This is a genomic window from Streptomyces marincola, from assembly GCF_020410765.1.
In the GTDB taxonomy this organism is placed as follows: Bacteria; Actinomycetota; Actinomycetes; order Streptomycetales; family Streptomycetaceae; genus Streptomyces; species Streptomyces marincola.
The window spans coordinates 2,597,508-2,614,857 of sequence record NZ_CP084541.1; the positions used below are offsets into that span (position 1 = coordinate 2,597,508).

A 17,350-nucleotide genomic window follows, 5' to 3' on the forward strand; every position below is an offset into this window, starting at 1 on the left:
TTCGAGAAGGGTGCGTTCCGGCGGCATCGGGCACGACGCCACATTCGGGAGGCAAGAGTGAGGACAGCCTTTGCACGCCACGTGCCGCGACGGTGGTCGGGCCACCGCCTGCTGCGCTGGCTCGGTATCCCGGTGGCCCTGGTGGCCACCACGCTGCTGACGGCACCGGCCGCCCACGCGGAGATCCGGGAGACGCGGACGATCAACTTCCAGGACGACGGGGCCTACGCGATCGTCCACTACGGCGAGGACGCCGAGGGCCACTACCTCCAGTTCTACCTGCACGACACCCTGGACGACGGCCTGTGCGCCGTGGCACGCGCCGACTTCAGGGTCGACCAGGGACCCACGGGTCACCACCACATCGACCCGGGGCAGGTCACGCTGTGCGAGGACGGCGCGCAGGCCTGGTCAGAGCGGTGGTACCCGGAGCCGAACAACGACGGGGAGGAGGACGGGTCCGACACCTGGGAGATCGTCGGAATCCGGTGGGCCGACGCCTGCCGGGAGGAGCTCGACGGCACGAGGGCCTGCCGGTGGGGAGACGGCGAGCCCGACGTCAGCGTCCACAACATCCCCCTGCTTCCCTGAGGACTGGGCTGGACCGGTGCGGCGGCGACCTGGCGCCGCCGCCACCGCGCGTTCGCCGTTCAGAGCGCCGGTGACCTGCCCGGCGCTCCGCCCCGCCGGTCCGCCGCCGGCGGGAGGTCGCGGGTCAGGCGGGCGAGGGGCTCGGGTATGCCGCGCGCGGCCAGGCTCCGCCGCAGGAGCGCGAGGTCCGCGCCGCGGGCGCGGAGGTGGTCGAGCAAGGGGCGGTAACGGTCGGGGCGGTCGCGGAGGAACTCGGTGGTCAGCCGCAGCTCAAGGCGCACGCAGTCGACGGAGAGGCCGTCGCAGTCGGCCGTGACGAAGTGCCGCCAGGGTCCCGGGCCCTTGCACTCCCACCCGTCCTCGTCGCCCGCCTGCTCCACGGTGCTGAAGCTGAATCCGACGCCGTTCAGCGCGTAGCAGGCGTAGTACTGCCGCGAGACCTCGATCCAGCGCGGCGGCGCCACGCACGGCAGGTGCGCGAGCGCCGCCGCGGCGGCGTCGACGTCCCGGCGCCGGGCGAAGAGCAGGTCCACGTCGCCCACCGGAAGGTCCACGCCCTGCAAGGCCGCCGCGGCGGTGCCCACGAGCCGGTGGCGCGGCCGGGAGGCGGCGGCCCCGATCAGGCCGAGGCCCGTGCGCAGCACCGTCAGCAGGTCGTTCCGGTCGCGCGGCGGCCGGAGTCCGGTTGCGTCCATGGAGGACAGGATGCCCGCCGGGTCCGACAGTGCCGGGGGCCGAACGGCGCTCCGGGCGGTCGCGGCGGCGTTCCGCAAGGTCGCGGGCCAGGCGACGGGCCAGGCGGCCGAGCGGCCCCCGGCGTGGTGCCGGGGGCCGCTCGCGTGCGTGCCGCGCGGTGGACCGCGCGGCACCGGGCGCGCTCGCCGCCGCCGGGATCCGGGGTCTGCGGACCCGGGGCGGGCGGCGCGGCGCGCCCGCGCCTAACCGGCGTAGGTCTCGTACTCGGCGATCCTCGGCGTGCCGGACGAGCTGGTGATCTGGAACGTGATCTTGCGCACCGACGTCGCGGGGAAGGAGACCACACCCGCCCCGTTGCCCGAGGCGAGGACCGCCCCGGTGTCGGCGTTGAGGACCCGGTAGGAGCCGATGTTGCCCGTCGCGCCCGCGGCCTCGCGGATGTTGATCCTGGACACCGTGGTGGCCGAGTCCCACTTGATCGAGACGGAGCCGGTCGACCCGTTCGGCGACCAGTAGGTGCTCATGTCGCCGTCCCGCACGTCGCCGTAGCTCGTGCCGCTCGCCTTGCTGCTGCCGTCGGAGCCGGCGCCGATGCTGAGGTTGGTCCCGGTCGGGGGATCGGTCGGCTCGGGTTCCGGCTCGGTCGGGGGGTCGGTCGGCTCCGGCTCCGGCTCGGTCGGGTCGGGCGTCTGCGGCGTGCAGTTGCCGTCCGACACGCGCAGGCCGGTGTTGGCGCCCGCCGTCCGGTTCACGACGTCGGGCACGCAGGCGGCGGAGTCGAGGTTGTAGGAGTAGGGGATGCTGACGGAGGTGTTCGACTGCGGGTTGGGGCCCGCCGGGTTGGTGTCGCCGCTGCGGCTCGACCACTGGATGTTGTCGAACGTGTTGCCGTTGACCTGCCAGTAGCCGGCCTCGTCGGTGTAGAACGTGCCCAGCACGTCCTTGGAGTCCTCGAAGTAGTTGTTGTCCACCCGGGCACGGGCGCCCGCCCGGGAGTTGATGCCGGACTCGTGGATGTCCACGAAGTGGTTGTTGTAGATGTGGCCGATGCCGCCGCGCAGCAGGGGCGTGCGGGAGTCGATGTTCTCGTAGCGGTTGTGGTGGTACGTGACGAAACCGTTCGAGCGGTCGCTCTCGCTCGACCCGACGAGCCCGCCGCGGCCGGAGTTGCGCAGGATGCTGTAGGACAGGGTCACGTACTGCGTGTCGTTCTTCATGTCGAAGAGGCCGTCGAAGCCCTCCGACTCCCCGCCCGACGCCTCCAGGGTGACGTGGTCGACCCAGACGTTGCGGACGCCGCTCTCCATGCCGATGGCGTCGCCGCCGTTGGAGGTGGGCGAGCCCGACTTCTTGACGTTCTTGATGGTCACGTTCTGGATGATGATGTTCCTGGACTCACGGATGTGGATGCCCAGTTGGTCGAACGTGGCGCCGCTGCCGACCCCGACGATCGTGACGTTGCTGATCTGCTTCAGCTCGATCACGCCCGCGGCGGTGCTGCAACTGTCGCCCGACACCTTGCTGGTGTTGCCGTGGTTGATGGTGCCCTCGACCTGAATGATGATCGGGGTGCTGCTGCTCGCCCGGTTGCACAGGGCCGCGTGGATCGCGGTTCCCGTGGTGGCGCGGACGGTCTGCCCGCCCGCGCCGCCGGTGGTACCGCCGTTCTGCGAGGCGTATCCGGTGGCGCTGCCGGTGGCGGCCGACGCCTTGGGCATCGACAGCACCACGCCGGTCGCGGCCACGACGGCCATCAGGGCCAGCACGGCGTAGAGCCGTAGCGAGGCTATTCGTCTCATGTATCCGCTCGCCTTCCGTCGTCGAGTACGAGGGGGTGTCGCCGCGCACCGCGGCCGTCCCCGGGAACGCCGGGACCGGCGGCCCGCCGCCGGGTGGGTCGCCCGGGCGGCCCGGCGGGAGCGCGGTGCCGGATGGGGACCGCTTCGCCCGGGCCCGGCCGGGGCGCCGGAGCCGACGCGGCATGAACGTCCGGGGTCGCCGGAACCGGCCGCGAAGTGCGCGGGAAAGCGCTTTCAAAACGTCGCCCGGTCATGCCTCTGCCACCGTCGCGCCGCCGGGGTGGCGGCGACGGGAACCGGCGGCACGGCCGGCCGTTCGCCACGCGAAGCCGTCGTCGCGGGGTCCGCGATGGGCGGCTCGGAACGACTCCGTCGTGACGTCGTGCACCTTTCCTTCCGGGACGCGCGCCCTTACCCCGGATGCGGCGCGCGCCAGGTGGCCAGCGGCTCGCAGAACCGGAGCCGCGCCAGGCCCCTCATGGTCGTCACCTCCATGAGAACGCCTGGAAAGCGTTTTCTTTTTGGGAGAATAGGGCGGCCTCCACTGGACTGACAAGGCATCGTCGGCGAGCAAAATCGACATGTTCACGATCATCATGGGAGCGCTCCCCTGACCTGTCGCTTCGCCGGCGCGGGACGCGGCGATTCCGGCGGAACGCGTCCCCGCCGCCGCGCCCTGAGCGCGGGCCGGGGGCGCGCCGGGCGGTTCGGGGCGCGGGAACGCGGGTACTCGGGCCGCCGGTTCCGCGCGCCGGAAGGAAAGCCCCGGCGCGGGATGAGTACGGGAGGGAGCAAGTCGAGATGAAGATGCCGGCTGGACGTGGCGAGCTGTCGTCGGCGGTGGTGCGGGTGCTGGGCCTGCGGCCGGGCGAGGCCGGGGCCGACCCGTTCCGCGGGGTCGACGCGGAGGGCGCCGCGCCCTACGGCGAGGACCTGCACCTGGCGCTCTACCTCTGCTACGAGCTGCACTACCGGGGCATCGAGGGGGTCGACGACGCCTGGGAGTGGGACCCCCGGCTGCTGGCGCTGCGCGGCGCGCTGGAACGGCGCTTCCTCGGGGCGCTGCGCGCGGACGTTCCCGCGCGCGAGGACGCGGCCGGGCTGCTCGACGAGCTGCTGGTCGAACCGGTGAACGGCACGGGCGTCTCCTACTTCCTGCGCGACCGCGCGGGGATCGAGCAGGTGCGCGAGTACGCGGCGCTGCGTTCGCTGTACCACCTCAAGGAGGGCGATCCGCACGCCTGGGTGATCCCGCGCCTGACCGGCCGGGCGAAGGCGGGGTTCGTCGCGGTCGAGTACGACGAGTACGGGGGCGGGCACCCCGACCGCATGCATGTGCGGCTGTACGCGGACCTGATGGCGGACCTGGGCCTCGACACCCGGTACGGCCACTACATGGAGTCGGGAACCGCCGAGCTGCTCGCCACGGTGAACCTCATGTCGATGTTCGGGTTGCACCGTGCGCTGCGGGGGGCGCTCGTCGGGCACTTCGCGACCGTCGAGATCACGTCGTCGCCCGGGTCGCGGCGGATCGCGCAGGGCATGGAACGGGTCGGGGCCGGGCCCGCGGCGGTCGGCTTCTACACCGAGCACGTCGAGGCGGACGCGGTGCACGAGCAAATGATGCGGCGGGAAGTCGTGGGCGGCCTGCTCGCGGACGAGCCGGAGCTCGAACGGGATGTCGCGTTCGGGGTCGGGGCCACCGTCTGGCTTGAGGACCGGCTCGGCGAACGGCTGATCGAGGCGTGGGAGGCGGGGCGTTCCGCGCTACGCGCTCCCCTGTGATTCATCTTCTCCTGGCACGCGCGCTGCCTTCCCCGGCTCGCGCCCCGGCGTGCGCCGGAGCGGCTTGCTCCTGCGGCGGTGACTGGTGTCGCAGAACGGGAAGCGGCGGCTGCGGCGGCACGTGCACAGGGCGACGACGGGGCGGTCGGAGCGGACGACCGTTCCGTCGTCGAGGACGAACTCGACGGGCCCCTCGATGAGTACAGGGCCGCCGGGCTCCTGGGAGACCCGCCGGGCCTCGCGCGGCGCCCCGGAGGGAGCGCCCGGGGCAGCGGACGCGCCGCCCGGCCCGGCGGGCGGGGTGCCCGGCGCGCCGGTCGGGGCGTCCTGCGCGCCGGTCGGGGCGTCCTGCGCGCCGGTCGGGGCGTTCCGCGCGTCAGGCGGGACGTTCTGCGCGGACAACGGCCAGCTCCTCCCGGTCCTCGTCGGGCCCGATGAGCCCCCGGCCGCGCAGCCAGTCGGCGCGCGCCGACATGACCGGGCCGAACGGGATCAGCCGCCGGTCGGCGACCTCCGCCTTGCAACCGCCGGCGGCCAGGTGCGCCACGGTGCGGTCCGGGTCGCACAGCGCCGAGTGGACGATCAGCGCGACCCCGCCGGGCCGCAGCAGCAGGGGCAGTTGGGCGCAGATGCGGTCGAGCACCGCGCGGCCGTCCTCGCCCGCGTCCCAGGCCCTGGCCCGGCCGCGGCGCGGGAGCCGCGCGCGCGGCGAGACGACGTAGGGCGGGTTGGCGAGGACCAGGTCGAACGTCTGCCCGTGGACGGGCCGGAACAGGTCGCCGTGCCTGACGTGCACGGGCAGGCCGGCCAGCAGCGCGTTCAGCTTCGTGGTGAGCACGGCCCGCCGCGACGCGTCCACGGCCGTGACGTGCGCCGCCCCCTTGCGCGCGGCGGCGAGCGCCAGCGCGCCGGTGCCCGTGCCGACGTCGAGGACGCGGGCGCGTGGTGCCAGGGGTTCGCGCAGCAGCGCTTCCCTCAGCAGCGAGGTGTCGTCCTGCGGGGCGTACACGCCGGGGGGTCTCAGCAGCCACATGGCGCCCGGGTACCCCGCCGGTGGCGTTTCCAATCGCGAAGCCACCGGGGAGTCCCGCGGACCGGCCGGACGGCTCAGTCCGGTGCGTCGCCGCGGCGGACGAGGGCCTCGACGCCGTCGAGGAGGAAGTCGACGCCGTACATGAAGTCCTCGTCCCCGCTGGCCGCCTCCGGGCCGAAGACGCCCGAGGTCGCCACGCGGACGACGTGGGGGAACCGGGCGGGGTCGATGCGCGTGGCCAGCGTCCTGCCGTAGATCTCGCCCCACTCCTCGTAGGTGAACCCGGTGCGCGGCACGGCGCGGTTGATGGAGACGACCTGCCGCACGTCGGACAGGACGTAGTTGGTCAGGATCATGATCAGTCCGACCATGTCGCCGTCGCTCAGGCCGGTGCCGTCGAGCGAGGCGAGGGCGGCCTCAAGCCAGCTGAGGTTGTTGGGCCCGAGCGGCGGGCCGCTGAGCGGGATGTCGCACAGCCAAGGGCGGGCGAGCATCGTCGCGCGGGCGTCGAGGGCGTAGCAGGTGAGACGCCCGCGCCAGTCCTCGGGCCAGGCGCCGGTGTCCGGCTTCCCCATCACCGCGTCGAACATGAGGTCGAGCAAGTCCTCCTTGCGCGGGATGTAGCGGTAGAGGGACATGGTGGTGACGTCGAGTCGTTCGGCGATCTTGCGCATCGAGACGCCGCCGACGCCGTCCGCGTCCGCGATCTCCATGGCCGTTTCGACGATGCGGTCGAGGCTCAGCGCGCCGCGCGGCCCCCTGCTGCCGGGCGGCCTGGTGCGCCAGAGCAGGTCGATCATCGTCTCGACGTCCCGCGCCCCGGTCCGTTCGGCAGTCATCGTCCTCCCTCACCCACCCCGGTCGGCTCTCGATCGGCGCTTGACCGCATCCTAAAACTGTGTACCGTGTACACCGAAGTTTACGCCGTACACAGTTTCTGCCGCGGCGCGCGACGCGCTGCCGTACGACAACGGGGATGGAAGTGGCGAGATGACCGGACAGGCGATCGTGGCCGAGGGGCTGCGCAAACAATTCGGGAAGAAACGGGCGCTCGACGGGTTCGACCTCACCGTGCGCGCCGGAACGGTGCACGGGGTGCTCGGCCCGAACGGCGCCGGCAAGACCACCGCGGTGCGGGCCCTGACCACTCTGCTGCGCTTCGACGCGGGCCGGGCGGAGATCTGCGGGATCGATGTGGCGCGCCGGCCCGCCGACGTGCGCGGCGTCATCGCGCTCACCGGCCAGTACGCGGCCGTCGACGAGCAGCTGAGCGGCCGGCAGAACCTGGTGATGTTCGGACGGCTGCTCAAACTGCGCCCCGCCGCGGCACGGCGGCGCGCGGACGAACTGCTCGACACGTTCGGCCTGACGGACGCGGCCGGGCGCAACGCCGGCCAGTACTCGGGCGGCATGCGCCGCCGCCTCGACCTGGCGGCCAGCATGGTGGTGGTGCCGCGCGTGCTGTTCCTCGACGAGCCGACCACGGGACTCGACCCGCGCAGCCGCAACCAGGTGTGGGACGCGGTGCGCTCCCTGGTCGCCGGCGGCACGACCGTGCTGCTCACGACGCAGTACCTGGAGGAGGCCGACCAACTCGCCGCGCGCATCTCGGTGGTCGACGCGGGCCGCGTCGTCGCCGAGGGCACGGCGGACGAGCTGAAGGCGCGCATCGGCGGGGACCGGGTCGAGATCGTCGCCAGGCACGAGGCGGAGCTGCCGTCCGTCGCCGCCGTCGTGACCCGCGTGTGCCGGGCCGCCGCCGAGATCGACCGGGACACCCGCCGCGTCGGCGCGCAGGTCACGGACCGGGTCGCGGCGCTGACCGGCGTGGTCAGGGCGCTGGACGAGGCGGGCATAGCCGTGGAGGACATCGGCACCAGGCGGCCCACGCTGGACGAGGCGTTCCTGCGCCTGACCGGCCAGCGGCCCGGGCGGAAGGAGGCGGCGGCATGAGGCGCGCGCGGCTCGCGGCGGCGGACGGCTGGATCATGACCCGGCGGAACATGGCGCACCTGGTGCGCGCGCCGGAGGAAGTGGTCCTCTATTTCGCGCTGCCGATCATGTTCGTGCTGGTCTTCGGCTACGTCTTCGGCAGCGGCATGTCCGTGCCCGGCGGCGGGGACTACCGGGAGTTCCTGCTGCCCGGCGTGTTCGCGATGACCATGCTCTACGGCATGGGCGCCACCGGAACGGCCATGGCGGTGGACGCCGGGCGGGGCGTGGTGGACCGGTTCCGGTCGATGCCCGTCGCGCGTTCCGCCCTGCTGACCGGCCGGAGCGCGGCGGACCTGGCACGCGCCCTGCTGGAGATGAGCGTGCTCGTCGTCTGCGGGCTGCTGGTCGGCTGGGAGTGGCACCGCGGCATCGGGCACGCGCTCCTGGCCGTCGCCCTCGTGCTCGCGCTCCGGGTGGCGATCACGTGGATCGGCATCTACCTGGGGCTCGTGGTGCCCAACGCGGACACGGTGAGCACGATCGTCTTCCCGCTGGCGTTCCCGCTGACCGCGGTGTCCAACGTCTTCGTCGCGCCCGAACTGCTGCCCGGCTGGATCCGCGTGATCGCCGAGTGGAACCCGCTGTCCGCCACCGTGACCGCGATCCGCGAGCTGTTCGGCAACCCGGGACTGCCCGCGAACGGCTCCTGGGCCGCCGAGAACGCGATGCTGCTCGCGATCGGCTGGCCGGTGCTGCTGACGGCCGTGTTCGCGACGCTCGCGATCCGCGCCTACCAGCGGCTGAGCCACTGACCTCGCCGTTCGGCCGGGCCTGAGGGACGTTGACAGGGGGAACGTTCCGCCGGACGCGTCCGCGCGGCAGCGGCCCCGGGTCCGGAGGACTCGGGGTCGGGGAACGCGTCAGGGCCCCGCGCGGTGCGGGGCCCTGAGCGGGGAGGAGCGGCGTCAGATGGTCACGCCGTTGGCCCGCAGGTAGGCCAGCGGGTCCACGTCCGAGCCGTAGCCGGGACCGGTGCGCACCTCGAAGTGCAGGTGCGGGCCGGTGCTGTTGCCGGTGGAACCGGCGAGGCCGATCTGCTCGCCGGCCGCGACGGTCTGGCCGACGGAGACGCCCAGGGACGACAGGTGCGCGTACTGGGAGTAGTGGCCGTCGTCGTGCCGTATGACGATCTCGTTGCCGTACGAGCCGCCGGAGCCGGACGTGACGACCGTGCCCGAGGCGACGGCCTTGATGGGCGTGCCCGTGCTGACGGCGAAGTCGACGCCGGTGTGGTAGCCGGAGGACCACGAGGAGCCGGCCACGCGGTAGGCGGTGCTCGGCGGCGCGTCGACCGGGGAGGTGAAGCCGGCGGACGGGGCCGGCTCGGGCTCCGGCGCGGGCGCCGGCTCGGGAGCGGGCTCGGGCTCCGGCGCGGGCGCCGGCTCCGCGGCCTGCGGGGCGGGGGCGGACTGGGCGACCGGGGCGCCGCCGACCACGTCGAGCGACAGTTCCTGACCGGGCTTGATCAGGTCCGGGTTGTCGCCGATCACGTCCTGGTTGCCGTCGTACAGGGCCTCCCAGCCGCCGTCGACGTCCTCGGTGGTGGCGATGTGGAACAGCGTGTCGCCCTTGGCGACGGTGTACGTCCCGGCGGACGCGACCTGCTCGGCCTCGGCGGGCTGCGCGGCCACGGGGGCCGCGAGGGCCGCGGCGCGGTCGCCCGCGGTCTCGGCGGCCGGGGCGGCGTGCGCCGCGGGCGCGGCGTTCGCGGTGCCCGCCGCGGCGAGCGGCAGGGCCACGCCGGCACCGCCGGCCGTGAGCACCAGGGAGATGCGGGAGATGCGCCGTACCCGCTGACGGCGGTGACGTCCGCGTGCGGACATAGGTGTGCTCCTCTCCATCGCCTGCGAGGTGAGCTGTCGGGTTCGGGCCGGAGATGCCCGGCCACCGTCGCCCCCGGGCACGGCGGCCCGGACGCGGCGGTGACTTCACCCCGAGCCGGTGCGCGGTCGGGCCGCGCCCCGGCGGAAGAGTGGGTCCCCCGCTCCTGTCACACGGAAGTGCATCGTTTCCACGACCGGGTGACAGGATTCGGCGTCCGGCGCGGAACGCCGCGAATGCGGCGCGGGCAGAACGGTAAGCCGAAGAATTCGGGCAGGACAAGAAAGTCCGGGCACAAGCCGTGTGACGGAAAATACCCACCGGCACGCCCCCGGCACCCTCCGCGCCCGCCGGCACACGGAGGGCGACCGCCGCCCCGGGTCACAGCGCGTCAACTCGCCCTGAGCCAGGGGCACTTGACGGCCCCGCGAGCACCCCGCCGCCATTCGGCGCGACGACGGGGCCCGGGGCCGAGTGAACTCGGTCACGGGATCCGGAGCCAGCCCGAAACAGGCGCTATGCCCGAAATGCCAGCGCCAGGCCGGGAGATCGCACGCCCCGGCGCTTCCCGGCGCTCCCCCGCGCACGACCGCGCCGCGAACCGCGCACGCCGCCGGCGCGCCAACGGCCCGCACCGCCCGTTCAGGCACCGCCCGTTCGAGCACCGCCCGTTCAGGAACCGGCCGCCCCGGCGCCGTCCAGCTGCCCGATCGTCGCAAGCGACGGACCCCGCCGGGCCGACAGGTCCCGGGCCACGGCCTCGGCGTCCCGCAGCACGCGGACCGCGTTGTGCCAGGTCAGCTTCGCGAGGTCGGCCGCCGACCAGCGCCGCGCCAGCAGCTCGGCCACCAGCCGCGGGTACCCCGCGACGCTTTCGAGGCCGTCCGGCAGGAACGCCGTTCCGTCGTAGTCGCCGCCGATCCCGACGTGGTCGATGCCGGCCACCTCGCGCATGTGGTCCAGGTGGTCGGCCACCGTGGCCACCGTGGCGCGCGGGCGCGGGTGCTCCGCCTCGAACGCCCGGTGCACCGCCATCCCCCGCTCGGTCGTGTCCAGCGGGTGCAGCCCGTGGGCCGCGAGGTTCTCCGCCGCGCGCCGGTCCCAGTCCACGGCCCCCGGCAGCACGAACTTCGGCACGAACGTCGCCATCGCGACACCCCCGTTGCCCGGGAGCGCGGCCAGCACGTCGTCCGGAACGTTGCGCGGGTGGTCGCACACAGCGCGCGCCGAGGAGTGCGAGAAGATCACGGGCGCCTCGGTCACGCGCAGCGCGTCGCGCATCGTGGCGGGCGCGACGTGCGAGAGGTCGACGAGCATGCCGACCCGGTTCATCTCGCGGACCACCTCTTCGCCGAACGCGCTCAGCCCGTCGTGCCGCGGCTCGTCGGTGGCCGAGTCGGCCCAGTCGATGGTGTCGTTGTGCGTCAGCGTCATGTACCGGACGCCGAGCCGGTGGAACGCGCGGAGCGTCGCCAGCGAGTTGTTGATGGAGTGGCCGCCCTCGGCCCCCATCAGCGACGCGACCCGCCCCTCGGCCCGCGCCCGTTCCACGTCGTCCGCGGTCAGCGCGCGCCCCAGGTGGTCCGGGTAGCGCCGGATGAGCGCGTCCACGACGTCGATCTGCTCCAGGCAGGCGCTCACCGCGGCGTCGCCGCGCAGGTCGGTGCGCACGTACACCGACCAGAACTGCGCGCCCACGCCGCCGGCGCGCAGCCGCGGCAGGTCGGTGTGCAGGTGGGCGCCCTGGTCGGTGGCGATGTCCCGGCGGTCCAGGTCGTAGCCGACCTGTTCGCGCAGCGCCCACGGCAGGTCGTTGTGGCCGTCGAACACCGGGTGCTCCGCCAGCAGCTCGGCGGCCCTGGCCAGCGTCGCGGGGTCCGCCGCGGCCGTCACTCCTGGCCGCCGGTGACCACGGCGGCGCGCAGCAGGCGCCCCTTCTCCTCGGCCTGCCGCCGCAGCCCGTCCTGGTAGTCGAGCATGCGCGCGCGCAGGTCCTCGTCGTGGGCGGCGAGGATGCGCACGGCCAGCAGCCCGGCGTTCTTCGCGCCGCCGACGGACACGGTCGCGACCGGCACCCCGCCCGGCATCTGCACGATCGACAGCAGGGAGTCCATCCCGTCGAGGTGGGTGAGCGGCACGGGAACGCCGATCACGGGCAGCGGGGTCAGCGCGGCCAGCATGCCGGGCAGGTGGGCGGCGCCGCCGGCCCCCGCGATGACGGCCTTGAGCCCGCGGCCCGCCGCCTCCTCGCCGTAGGCCACCATCGCGCGCGGCATGCGGTGCGCCGAGACGACGTCCACTTCGTGCGGGACGCCGAACTCCGTCAGCACGTCCGCCGCGGCGCGCATCACCGGCCAGTCGGAGTCGGAGCCCATGACGATGCCGACGCGCGGCGGCTGGGACGGCCGGGGCGGCTGGGACTCCGGGGAAGAGGGCTGGGCGCTGCTCATTCGTCGATGATCCCTCGCAGGTAGTCGGCGGCGTGCCGGGCGCGTTCCCGCACGTCGGCCAGGTCGTCGCCGTAGGTGGTGACGTGGCCGACCTTGCGGCCCGGCTTCACGTCCTTGCCGTACATGTGGATCTTCAGCCCCGGGTCGCGCGCCATGCAGTGCAGGTAGGCCGGGTACATGTCGGGGAAGTCGCCGCCGAGCACGTTGGCCATGACCGTCCAGGGCGCGCGCGGGCGCGGGTCGCCGAGCGGCAGGTCGAGGACGGCGCGCACGTGGTTGGCGAACTGCGAGGTGACCGCGCCGTCCTGCGTCCAGTGGCCGGAGTTGTGGGGGCGCATCGCCAGCTCGTTGACCAGGACCCGGCCGTCCGCCGTCTCGAACAGCTCCACCGCCAGGTGCCCGGTCACCCCCAGCTCGCGCGCGATCGTCAGGGCCAGCTCCTGGGCGGCGACCGCCGTGGCCGCCGGCAGGCCGGGCGCGGGCGCGATCACGGTGTCGCAGACGCCGTCCACCTGCACGGACTCCACCACCGGGTAGGCGACGGCCTGGCCGTGCGGGGAGCGCACCACGTTGGCGGCCAGCTCGCGCACGAAGTCGACCTTCTCCTCGGCCAGCACGGGCACCCCGGCCAGGAACGGCTCGGTGACGCGTTCCGCCTCCTCGGCCGAGCCGACGACCCACACGCCCTTGCCGTCGTAGCCGCCGCGCGCCGTCTTCAGCACGACGGGGAAGCCGCCGGCCTCGGCCTCGGCGAAACGGCGCACGTCGGCCGGGTCCTCGACGACGCGGTGGCGCGGGCAGGGCACGCCGAGCGCCGTGAGGCGGGCCCGCATCACGGCCTTGTCCTGCGCGTGCACGAGCGCGTCGGGGCCGGGACGGACCGCGATGCCGTCCGCTTCGAGCGCCCGGAGGTGTTCGGTGGGTACGTGTTCGTGATCGAACGTGATCACGTCGCAGCCTTTCGCGAACGCGCGCAGGGTGTCCAGATCGCGGTGGTCGCCGACCACGACCTCACCGGCGACGAGGGCCGCGGAGTCCCGCGGCGAGTCGCTGAGCAGCTTGAACCTGATACCGAGCGGGATGCCCGCCTCATGCGTCATCCGGGCGAGCTGACCGCCCCCGACCATGCCGACCACGGGAAATGTCACGCACCCAGCGTAGCCGCCGCCCCCGCGCGGCCCGTCGGCCGGGACGCGCGAGGCGGTTATGCCGCCGCGGCGGCGTGGTTAGCATGGCGGGATGAACGAGCGCCGCACGCCGCAAGCGCGCCTGCGCGGCGTGGCCCGCGAGCTGGCGAAGTTCGGCACGGTCGGGGCGTTCGGCTTCCTCGTCAACGTCGCGGTGTTCAACCTGTGCAGTCAGGCGTTCGGTCTCGCCCCGATCCGGTCAGGAGTGATCGCCACCTCGGCGGCCATCTGCACCAACTACGTCGGCAACCGCTACTGGACCTACCGGCACCGCGACAAGTCGGGCCGCAGGCGCGAGGCGGGGCTGTTCCTGCTGTTCTCGTGCGTGGGCATGGTGATCGAGAACGGCGTGCTCGCGCTGTCCCACTACGGTTTCGGCTTCACCTCGCCGCTCGCGGACAACATCGCGAAGAACGTGATCGGGCTCGGCATCGGTTCGCTGTTCCGCTTCTGGTCCTACCGCACGTGGGTGTTCCGGCTGCCCGAGGCCGACGGGCCGCCGCCCGCGGCGGCCGTCCCCGCCGGCCGGGGGGCCGCGGACGAACCCGCGCGGTGAGCCGGTGAACGCGCGCGGTGAGCCGGTGAACGCGCCGGATGGACGCGCCCGCCGCGGTCACGCGGCGCTCAGGTGGCGGCCTGCCCCTGCTCCGCCTCGCGGCTGAGGAACAGCGCGAACACCGGCGGGCGCTGCTGGAGCAGTTCGAGCCGCCCGCCGTCCGCCTCCGCCAGGTCGCGCGCCACGGCCAGGCCGAGGCCCGTGGAGTTCCGGCCGCTCACCGTGCGTTCGAACACGCGGGAGCCCAGCTCGCCCGGCACTCCCGGGCCCTCGTCCGTGACCTCCACGACCACCTGGTTGCCCGTGGTCCTGGTGCGCATCGCCACGGTGCCGGAGCCGTGCATCAGCGAGTTCTCCACGAGGCAGGCCAGCACCTGCGCGACCGCGCCCGGCGTGCCGACCGCGCGCAGGCCGGGCCGCCCCGAGTGCACGATGGCGCGCCCCGCGCTGCGGTAGGCGGGCCGCCACTCCTCCACCTGCTGCACGACGACCTCGTCGAGGTCGAAGCCGACCGCGGAGCCGAGCCTGGGGTCGCGCGAGTTGGTGAGCAGCCGCTGGACGACGTCGGTGAGCCGTTCCACCTGGGCGAGGCCGATGGCCGCCTCCTCCTTGATGGTGTCCCGGTCCTCGGTCGTCATGATCTCCTCAAGGCGCATGGACAGCGCGGTCAGCGGCGTGCGCAGCTGGTGGGAGGCGTCCGCGGCGAGGCGGCGTTCCGCGGTGAGCATGCGGGCGATGCGTTCCGCGCTGGCGTCGAGCACGTCCGCGACGCGGTCCAGCTCCGCGACGCCGTACCTGCGGTGGCGGGGGCGCGGATCGCCGGAGCCGAGCCGTTCGGCCGTCTCGGCCAGGTCGGTGAGCGGGGCGGCGACGCGGCGGGCCTGGCGCACCGCGAGCAGGGCCGCGGCGGCCACGGCGAGCAGCGAGACGATCAGCAGGATCGTCAGCATCCGGCCGATCTCGTCGCTGACCACACTGCTCGGCTGCTCGACGCTGACGTGCTCGCCGCGCCCCCCGCTCTGCTCGGCGCGCATGGCGTCGCCGTCCGGCGGCTCCCCGAGCAGCACCGGCGGCTGTCCCGGCAGCTGGATGCGCACGTGCCGGTCGGCGGGCGCGGAGCCGCGCAGCTCCTCCTCGGTGACGGGCTCGCCCGCCGCGATGCGGCTCTCGACCTCCGCGAGCACGCGGGCGGCGTCGGCCTCCAGGCGGTCGCGGGCGCTCGATGTGATGGTGCGGGTCTCCACGACGAACAGGGAGACGCCGAACACCGCGATCACGATGAGCACCACCGCGAGCGTGGAGCTGATCAGCCTCCGGCGCACAACCGGTACCCCATGCCCGTCAGCTCTTCTCGAACCGGAACCCCACGCCCCTGACCGTGGCGATGTACCGGGGGTTGGCCGCGTCGTCGCCGAGCTTCTTGCGCAGCCAGGAGATGTGCATGTCGAGGGTCTTGGTCGAGGACCACCAGGTGGTGTCCCAGACCTCGCGCATCAGCTGCTCGCGGGTCACGACCCGGCCCGCGTCGCGCACCAGGACCCGCAGCAGGTCGAACTCCTTGGCGGTCAGGTGCAGCTCGTCCTCCCCCATCCACGCGCGGTGCGACTCGACGTCGATGCGGATGCCGTGCACGGTGGGCGCGGGAGCGCTCTCCGCCGCGCCGCGCCGCAGCAGGGCGCGGACCCGGGCCAGCAGCTCGGCCAGGCGGAACGGCTTGGTCACGTAGTCGTCGGCGCCCGCGTCGAGCCCGACGACGGTGTCGACCTCGTCGGCGCGGGCGGTCAGCACGAGGACGGGGAGCCCGAGCCCCTCGGTGCGCAGCCGGCGGCACACTTCGAGCCCGTCCATGCCCGGCAGGCCGAGGTCGAGCACGACCAGGTCGACGTCGCCCCGCAGCCCGGCCCGCAGCGCGCCGGGCCCGTCCTCGCGCACCTCGACCTCGTATCCCTCGCGGCGCAGCGCCCGCGCCAGCGGCTCCGAGATGGACGCGTCGTCCTCGGCGAGCAGTACTCGGGTCATGGCCCGATGGTAGACGCAGGCGGCTGAGCGGCGGGGGCGGTCCGTGCGACCGCGCGGCAGCACCCCGGCGCACGGGACCCGTGGCGCGGGCGGGCACGGCGCGGCGAACGCGCTGCGCGGAGCAGGGGCGCGCCAGGGGCGCGCGGTCGGCGGCCCGCGCCGGGCGCGGCGGGTGACGGCCGGCGGGGCGGCGCGGGCGGGCCGCTGCGGGTCCGGGTCAGGCGTCCGGCGGCTCGGGTCAGGCGTCCGGCGGGGCGGCCAGCTCGGCCCAGACCGTTTTGCCCTCGGCCCCCGGCTCGTGCGTCACTCCCCAGTCCAGGCAGAGGCGCTGCACGATGAACATGCCGTGCCCGCCCGGGCGCCCCGGCCGTCGGGCCGTGCGCAGCGCGGGAACGCCGTCGCCGCGGTCGAGCACCTCCACGCGCAGCAGCTTCGCGCCCCGGCCTATCCGCAGCTCATCGGGTCCGCCCGCGTGCAGGCAGGCGTTCGTGACCAGCTCGGAGACGACGAGGAGCACGTCCTCGGCCGCCGCCCGCACCTCTTCCGAGGCGGCGGGCAGCCAGTCCCAGTCGTGCAGGGCCGCACGCGTGAACTCCCTGGCCCGGGACACCACGCCGGGAGCCCCGGCGAGCCGGAGCCTGCGCACCTGGAGCATGGCGTCGGCCACCGTCGCCGACGCCTGCTGCTCCGGGTTCTGGTCGCCTGCCGGATAGGGCCGGGTGGTACCCATGCGCGCCTCCCCTCACCGCAACGCCGCTGGCCGGCCTGGCCCTGGCCGAACCTGTCTGTGATCCGGCGTGACTGATCTCCTGCCCTGCCGAGCGGTGACCACACCCGTCCGATCCAGGCAATAGTGTGACCCGCCCACGGCCACCGCGTACAGCAGGCCGGTGTGCTGATCAGTCCGCGGGCAGTGCCGCGAGCGCGTCATCGAGGTTCTTGTGCAGGGTGAAGACCGCCCCGGCGCCCGTTATCTCGAAGACGCGGGCGACATTTGGTCGCATTCCGGCCAAATGGACCTCCCCTCCCGCCTCCTCGACCTCACCACGTGTGGTGAGAAGCACATTGAGCCCGGTGGAGTCACAGAACTCCAACCGCGAACAGTCAATAACGATCCGGAAACGGCCGTCGGCAACGCACTGATCGAGCGATTCGCGCAGCAATTCGGCCGAGTGGTGATCAAGCTCTCCGGCCGGCGTGATCACCGCTCCCGAGTCCGTGCGACGCACATCGACCGCCAGGCGTCGCCGGTTCGCCTCGTCCGGCATCCCACGGTCCATGCAGCCCCCTTCATATCGGAGCTCGTTCCTGGCTAGGTTCGAAACCTTAGCCCGAAGGGCGACCGCCCGACAGCCGAACAACCCGGACATTATTCGGAATTAGTGCGTAGCAGACTTGCCATGGCCGCTTTGTGACCG

18 protein-coding genes and 1 riboswitch are annotated in these 17,350 nt (G+C 73.7%); of the genes, 5 read left to right on the top strand and 13 right to left on the bottom strand.

The window, feature by feature from the left end; all coding sequences use genetic code 11:
• The first annotated feature begins 57 nt into the window (after positions 1 to 57).
• Positions 58 to 591 carry a hypothetical protein gene (locus LC193_RS10915; protein ID WP_226073657.1) on the top strand — a complete coding sequence of 178 codons (534 nt, stop codon included), beginning with the start codon at positions 58 to 60 and terminating at the stop codon, positions 589 to 591.
• Between the two features lie 59 nt (positions 592 to 650).
• Here LC193_RS10915 and LC193_RS10920 read toward each other — a convergent pair whose 3' ends face one another.
• Positions 651 to 1,286: a hypothetical protein gene (locus tag LC193_RS10920; RefSeq protein ID WP_226073659.1), complete on the bottom strand. Its 636-nt coding sequence runs from the start codon at positions 1,284 to 1,286 to the stop codon at positions 651 to 653.
• 243 nt (positions 1,287 to 1,529) lie between these two features.
• Positions 1,530 to 3,086 carry a pectate lyase family protein gene (locus tag LC193_RS10925; RefSeq protein WP_226073660.1) on the bottom strand — a complete coding sequence of 519 codons (1,557 nt, stop codon included), beginning with the start codon at positions 3,084 to 3,086 and terminating at the stop codon, positions 1,530 to 1,532.
• Between the two features lie 801 nt (positions 3,087 to 3,887).
• On the opposite strand from LC193_RS10925, the gene LC193_RS10930 reads away from it, so the two are divergent.
• Positions 3,888 to 4,871 carry an iron-containing redox enzyme family protein gene (locus LC193_RS10930; RefSeq protein WP_226073661.1) on the top strand — a complete coding sequence of 328 codons (984 nt, stop codon included), beginning with the start codon at positions 3,888 to 3,890 and terminating at the stop codon, positions 4,869 to 4,871.
• On the opposite strand, the gene LC193_RS29175 is transcribed toward LC193_RS10930, so the two are convergent.
• The 3 genes from LC193_RS29175 to LC193_RS10945 form a co-directional block, all read right to left on the bottom strand.
• Positions 4,854 to 5,273 (bottom strand): CDGSH iron-sulfur domain-containing protein, encoded by a 420-nt coding sequence (locus LC193_RS29175; protein WP_404819390.1) that lies wholly within the window; start codon positions 5,271 to 5,273, stop codon positions 4,854 to 4,856. The two genes, LC193_RS10930 and LC193_RS29175, sit on opposite strands and share 18 nt — an antisense overlap.
• Positions 5,248 to 5,904 (bottom strand): HemK2/MTQ2 family protein methyltransferase, encoded by a 657-nt coding sequence (locus LC193_RS10940; RefSeq protein WP_226073662.1) that lies wholly within the window; start codon positions 5,902 to 5,904, stop codon positions 5,248 to 5,250. The genes LC193_RS29175 and LC193_RS10940 overlap by 26 nt, the downstream gene beginning before the upstream one ends.
• A 74-nt stretch (positions 5,905 to 5,978) precedes the next feature.
• On the bottom strand, positions 5,979 to 6,743 hold the full coding sequence (locus tag LC193_RS10945) for a TetR/AcrR family transcriptional regulator (RefSeq protein WP_226073663.1): 765 nt from the start codon (positions 6,741 to 6,743) through the stop codon (positions 5,979 to 5,981).
• 151 nt (positions 6,744 to 6,894) lie between these two features.
• Between LC193_RS10945 and LC193_RS10950 the strand changes: the two genes are divergently transcribed.
• Together LC193_RS10950 and LC193_RS10955 are read left to right on the top strand one after the other, a co-directional pair.
• Complete coding sequence (locus tag LC193_RS10950) at positions 6,895 to 7,857, top strand: ATP-binding cassette domain-containing protein (RefSeq protein WP_226073664.1); 963 nt, start codon at positions 6,895 to 6,897, stop codon at positions 7,855 to 7,857.
• Positions 7,854 to 8,651 carry an ABC transporter permease gene (locus tag LC193_RS10955; RefSeq protein WP_226073665.1) on the top strand — a complete coding sequence of 266 codons (798 nt, stop codon included), beginning with the start codon at positions 7,854 to 7,856 and terminating at the stop codon, positions 8,649 to 8,651. The genes LC193_RS10950 and LC193_RS10955 overlap by 4 nt, the downstream gene beginning before the upstream one ends.
• Before the next feature lie 153 nt (positions 8,652 to 8,804).
• Here LC193_RS10955 and LC193_RS10960 read toward each other — a convergent pair whose 3' ends face one another.
• The 4 genes from LC193_RS10960 to LC193_RS10975 form a co-directional block, all read right to left on the bottom strand.
• Positions 8,805 to 9,722, bottom strand: coding sequence for a M23 family metallopeptidase (locus tag LC193_RS10960; protein WP_226073666.1), 918 nt, complete (start codon positions 9,720 to 9,722; stop codon positions 8,805 to 8,807).
• Positions 9,723 to 9,725: 3 nt separating this feature from the next.
• Positions 9,726 to 9,914: riboswitch (cyclic di-AMP (ydaO/yuaA leader) on the bottom strand.
• A gap of 478 nt (positions 9,915 to 10,392) precedes the next feature.
• Complete coding sequence (locus LC193_RS10965; protein ID WP_226073668.1) at positions 10,393 to 11,613, bottom strand: dipeptidase; 1,221 nt, start codon at positions 11,611 to 11,613, stop codon at positions 10,393 to 10,395.
• A complete protein-coding gene (gene purE / locus LC193_RS10970; RefSeq protein WP_264086267.1) occupies positions 11,610 to 12,170 on the bottom strand; it encodes a 5-(carboxyamino)imidazole ribonucleotide mutase in 561 nt (186 codons plus the stop codon). Before purE ends, LC193_RS10965 begins: the two co-directional genes overlap by 4 nt.
• Complete coding sequence (locus tag LC193_RS10975; RefSeq protein WP_404819529.1) at positions 12,167 to 13,297, bottom strand: 5-(carboxyamino)imidazole ribonucleotide synthase; 1,131 nt, start codon at positions 13,295 to 13,297, stop codon at positions 12,167 to 12,169. The genes purE and LC193_RS10975 overlap by 4 nt, the downstream gene beginning before the upstream one ends.
• Before the next feature lie 112 nt (positions 13,298 to 13,409).
• Between LC193_RS10975 and LC193_RS10980 the strand changes: the two genes are divergently transcribed.
• Entirely contained in the window at positions 13,410 to 13,913 is a 504-nt protein-coding gene (locus LC193_RS10980) for a GtrA family protein (protein WP_226073670.1), read from the top strand.
• A 68-nt stretch (positions 13,914 to 13,981) separates the two neighbouring features.
• Here the strand turns inward: LC193_RS10980 and LC193_RS10985 are convergent, their stop codons facing one another.
• The 4 genes from LC193_RS10985 to LC193_RS11000 form a co-directional block, all read right to left on the bottom strand.
• Positions 13,982 to 15,235 carry an ATP-binding protein gene (locus LC193_RS10985; protein ID WP_226073672.1) on the bottom strand — a complete coding sequence of 418 codons (1,254 nt, stop codon included), beginning with the start codon at positions 15,233 to 15,235 and terminating at the stop codon, positions 13,982 to 13,984.
• Positions 15,236 to 15,254: 19 nt separating this feature from the next.
• A complete protein-coding gene (locus LC193_RS10990; protein ID WP_086160198.1) occupies positions 15,255 to 15,932 on the bottom strand; it encodes a response regulator transcription factor in 678 nt (225 codons plus the stop codon).
• A gap of 238 nt (positions 15,933 to 16,170) precedes the next feature.
• Positions 16,171 to 16,662: an ATP-binding protein gene (locus tag LC193_RS10995; RefSeq protein ID WP_226073674.1), complete on the bottom strand. Its 492-nt coding sequence runs from the start codon at positions 16,660 to 16,662 to the stop codon at positions 16,171 to 16,173.
• Positions 16,663 to 16,831: 169 nt separating this feature from the next.
• Positions 16,832 to 17,212 carry an STAS domain-containing protein gene (locus LC193_RS11000; protein ID WP_226073676.1) on the bottom strand — a complete coding sequence of 127 codons (381 nt, stop codon included), beginning with the start codon at positions 17,210 to 17,212 and terminating at the stop codon, positions 16,832 to 16,834.
• Positions 17,213 to 17,350: the final 138 nt, after the last annotated feature.